At 31.9% G+C, this 3,929-nt stretch carries 5 protein-coding genes; 4 read left to right on the top strand and 1 reads right to left on the bottom strand.

Annotation, left to right across the window (positions count from 1 at the left end; translation table 11 throughout):
- The first annotated feature begins 532 nt into the window (after positions 1 to 532).
- From C6H08_RS08305 to C6H08_RS08295, 3 genes are all read left to right on the top strand, one after another.
- Positions 533 to 2,380, top strand: a complete 1,848-nt coding sequence (locus C6H08_RS08305; protein WP_034580170.1) for a portal protein — start codon at positions 533 to 535, stop codon at positions 2,378 to 2,380.
- 77 nt (positions 2,381 to 2,457) lie between these two features.
- Positions 2,458 to 2,727, top strand: coding sequence for a phosphoadenosine phosphosulfate reductase domain-containing protein (locus tag C6H08_RS08300; protein ID WP_034580169.1), 270 nt, complete (start codon positions 2,458 to 2,460; stop codon positions 2,725 to 2,727).
- Positions 2,728 to 2,780: 53 nt separating this feature from the next.
- Positions 2,781 to 2,969, top strand: coding sequence for a hypothetical protein (locus C6H08_RS08295; protein WP_034580168.1), 189 nt, complete (start codon positions 2,781 to 2,783; stop codon positions 2,967 to 2,969).
- A gap of 78 nt (positions 2,970 to 3,047) precedes the next feature.
- Here the strand turns inward: C6H08_RS08295 and C6H08_RS08290 are convergent, their stop codons facing one another.
- Positions 3,048 to 3,272 carry a helix-turn-helix transcriptional regulator gene (locus C6H08_RS08290; protein ID WP_034566197.1) on the bottom strand — a complete coding sequence of 75 codons (225 nt, stop codon included), beginning with the start codon at positions 3,270 to 3,272 and terminating at the stop codon, positions 3,048 to 3,050.
- A gap of 458 nt (positions 3,273 to 3,730) precedes the next feature.
- On the opposite strand from C6H08_RS08290, the gene C6H08_RS12350 reads away from it, so the two are divergent.
- Complete coding sequence (locus C6H08_RS12350; RefSeq protein WP_267892895.1) at positions 3,731 to 3,856, top strand: hypothetical protein; 126 nt, start codon at positions 3,731 to 3,733, stop codon at positions 3,854 to 3,856.
- Positions 3,857 to 3,929: the final 73 nt, after the last annotated feature.

Here is a 3,929-nt window from a genome sequence, read left to right as displayed (position 1 = left end):
TTTTATTAAGTTAGGCGTTTGTCTTTTTGTTGCTTTTAAGTGAGTTATCATAAAATGCGGCGCTCAATGTATTTAATATACACTCCCTTGCATTTTATTCAACAACACTTAAAATCAATCAAAAATACTTCACGCTTTAAAGATTCTAGTTTGATTATGCATTCACAAGTTCCCTTAAAATAGCTAGGAATTCACGCATTTAGGTAACTCCTAGCTATTTTAAGGGCTAAAACTTGCAAAGCCATAATGCAAATCTTAGAATCTAGTTAAAGCAAACAGGCATACTTGTCATGTCTTAACGATTTAGCGTGAAGTATCTCTACTTTGAAAATAAAAGAGATGTTTTGCTTTGCGGCTCAACATGACAAGGGCCAAAAAGCACAAAAACCCATATTCTAGTATTTGATTATTTGCTTTTAAAGCTTTAAGGTAAAAAATAGCTAGGAGTTATCTTTTGTGATAATGACTAGCCAAAAAATCAAAAATCTTTTAAATGTATAATCAAATTGAAATCTTTAAAAAAGGATTAAGAATGAAAACAATAACCCAACTCACAGAAATCTTTAACGCCGACAAAGATGCTAACACAAAATCCCTACTAGAATATAAAGAAGCAGTTAAATACTATCATGGGCAGCAACTCCCACAAGAAGCCTTAGCAACTCTAGCAGAGAGAAGACAAGCCCCAATCATTGAAAACATTTATAAAATGATTGTAAATAAGATTTTAGGCTATAAAATACAAAGCACACAGGAGGTAAGAGTATATGGCAGGACAGAGACCACAAGGCAAAAAGCAGATTTATTACAAGAAATTATTCGTAGCTTTAATCAAAGTAAGGTTTATGATAGAGAAATACATTTAAGGGATAGGGATTTATTGTTTGGCATGGGTGTTTTAGAATTATGGGTTACAAAGGATAGAGATAAGAATAATAAAATTACATTGAAACACATACCGACAGAAAGCTTTATTGTAGATAAGTTTAGCACTGATTTAAATGCACTTGATTCAACACGCTTTCATAAGATTTTAAATATAAATGAAGCACAGAGTTTAGCCCTAGACATAAAAGTAGATTTTGAAATAGATAAAAACGATAAAAGGGCGATGATTATTGAGAGCTGGATAAAAGAGGGCGGGGCGTGGAATAGGTATTTATGGCATACAAAAGGGCATATTTATAAATACGAAGAAAAGCCCTTTAAAAATGGTGCACACCCTTTTGTAGTCTCAAAGTTTCAGCAAGACCATAATTTTATATGGTATGGAATCTTTAGAGATTTAAAGCCGATACAAGATTATATAAACATTGCTGAAAATAGAATGGCAAATATGTTAGGCGGAAGTGTAAAGGCTTTTGTAGAAGAGAGTGCAATAATAGACTTAGAAGACTTTAGCGATAAAATTGCTGATGATAATGTCGTTATTAGAGTGAGAGATCAAGCCCTAAGAGAGAATAAAATACATTTTATAGAGCATAACGCACAAATCACACAATTAACACAAAAGACAAATGAAAAAAGAAATCTAGCCAAAATCCTAAGCGGTTTAAATGAAGAAGCACTAGGCATGGCAACAAATAGACAAAGTGGGGTAGCTATCGCACAAAGAAGAGATGCAGGGCTTATGGGCTTACAAAACTATGTAATGCAGAGTGATATAAGCGATAGAATCTTATATGAGAAATTTATCGATTTAGTGCAGTATTATTACACAAAACCGCAACTCTTTAGAATCACAGATGAAAAGAATATTACACGATATTTTGAGATAAATACAAATGAAAGCAATACGATAGAAGTGGGCGAATATGATCTCATCTATACCACACAATTAAAACAAACAGGCAGGGAAGAAAGATTTGCACACTGGGCAGAGATTATAAAGACTATTTCACAGATGAGACCAGATATTGTAACAAGTTTATTGCCAATCATGCTAAAAGATACAGACTCAAGTGTAGTTACTGATGTGCAAGAAGTATTAGCACAAAGTGAGCAAACACAGCAACAAAACGCAGAGGCACAAGCACAAAAAGCACAACAACAAGAACAAACCCAACTCGCACAATTACAAGCACAAATAAGAGAGTTAGAAGCAAAAGCCTTAAAGCTAGAAGCACAGGCACAACTTACAATGCAACTCGCACAAGCACAGAGTAAAGAAATGCAGCAAATGCAAAATACATCTCATTTAAATGGAAACAAAGATGTTTTTACTTCGTCCAAGCAAGACAAAGCAGGGGGCGGACATGACAATAAAGGGCAAGATGACAAAAGCAATCAACAAGATAAACAAAGCAAAAACGATAAAGCAAACCAAGAATTAAATAAAGCAAAAAAGCAATTACAACTCAGCATAAGTGATATGCGATAAAACAACATTAAAATAACCCCCTTTAATAATCCTACTCTTAGTTATATTATTACCCAAAAAGATTTTAGGGGAAATAAATGCTAACAATTGCAAATTTAAGCGGTGGGCGTGATTCCACTGCGATGGTTATAAGGTATTTAGAGTTAGGAAATGATATTGATTATATTCTCTTTTGCGACACTGGCTTTGAGTTTAAAGAAATGTATAAATACATTGAAAAGCTAGATTTATACTTGCAAAGAAACTTTAATAAAAAAATTACTTGGCTAAATAAGGGTGGCAAGGAAAATGCAAACGATGAATACACAATATTTGAAAAATGGGCTTTTATAAAACCGATTTTATAAAAAGCGTGAAAGTAAAAAATATATTCCAAGTTTCTTATAAGAAAGGATAGCAAATGATTAAGACTTTTATATTTTGTTTATTTATAGTTTTATTTTTAATAGGTTGTGAAAAAGAAAGAGATGAAGCAGAAAGGCTAGGTTTAATATGTATAAATGGGTATGTGTTTCAAAAAGAATATAGAGGCACAAGATTAGAGCCATTAAATATAGCATGTGAAAATGCTAAAGTGAGAGTAGATTAATTTAAGAAAAAAGCTTAGAAGTTTTTTACTTTGCCTCAATATGACAAAGTCTCTAACGAGAAAAAAGCCGCTTTTTTGTTATGAATCATTAAAAAGATTTGAATCTTTTAGCAAGTTTTCAATGATTCTATACTTTTTTGCCAACTTGTAATGTTCTAACCATGAAGTAACCCATAAGGGAATGGGCCTTGTCGTGTCATTCCAATTATTTATGGTGCTATATGAAAGATCACACAGCCTTGCAAACTCTTTTTTACTTAAATTAAGCGTATGTAACTTGCTTGTAAAATCATCTTTTGTCATTTTTGCCTTTTCCTTGTTATATTGAATGAAACGAAAGGGGCAACATGCAACACCTCCTATCTGTTACTATCTAGCATTGTAACAAAAAGTAAATTTTTATAATTTTTTTAATACGCTACATTAATAAAAATGCAAAATATCAAAATTAAGATTATAATAACTTTGTATTTCATTATTGCCTCCTTTCTAACTCTTGCTAGAAAAGAGAAATTTACCGCTTAAGTTGGTAGCTTAAGCGGTAATACAATTATACTACAAAAATACAATTAAATCAAGCTTTTTTATATCTTTTTGTTGTTTTATATTTGTTTTTGCTTTTTGTCATAGACGAAATAAAAACATCTTTTTTATTTGCAAAGCACAGGTACTTCATGCTTACGCATTAAGCCATGACAAGTAAAGAAATGTTGTCATTTTGAGCGTAGCGAAAAATCCCTTTTGTAAATAAAAGAGATGTTTTGGCTAACGCCTCAACGAGACAAGAAACAAACAAAACAGGCAAAGCAAACCAGCTTTTTAAGATTGCGTTATGGCTTTTTAATGTTTTTACCCTTTTTATAGTAGCCTACCATAAAAAAGGGTAAATCATTAAAATGTTACCACAAGATGAAAACTAAGAAGAAAAACAAAATAACCCCCCCCTTTATTTTATTTACT

Source organism: Helicobacter bilis, from assembly GCF_900198365.1.
Lineage (GTDB): Bacteria > Campylobacterota > Campylobacteria > Campylobacterales > Helicobacteraceae > Helicobacter_A > Helicobacter_A bilis_B.
This window is presented reverse-complemented; position numbering and strand designations above follow the sequence as displayed.

Excerpts from the sequence above, each read along its gene's own strand:
- C6H08_RS08300 (WP_034580169.1), top strand. The coding sequence starts at position 2,458 with ATGCTAACAATTGCAAATTTAAGCGGTGGGCGTGATTCCACTGCGATG.
- C6H08_RS08305 (WP_034580170.1), top strand. The coding sequence starts at position 533 with ATGAAAACAATAACCCAACTCACAGAAATCTTTAACGCCGACAAAGAT.
- C6H08_RS08290 (WP_034566197.1), bottom strand. The coding sequence starts at position 3,272 with ATGACAAAAGATGATTTTACAAGCAAGTTACATACGCTTAATTTAAGT.
- C6H08_RS08295 (WP_034580168.1), top strand. The coding sequence starts at position 2,781 with ATGATTAAGACTTTTATATTTTGTTTATTTATAGTTTTATTTTTAATA.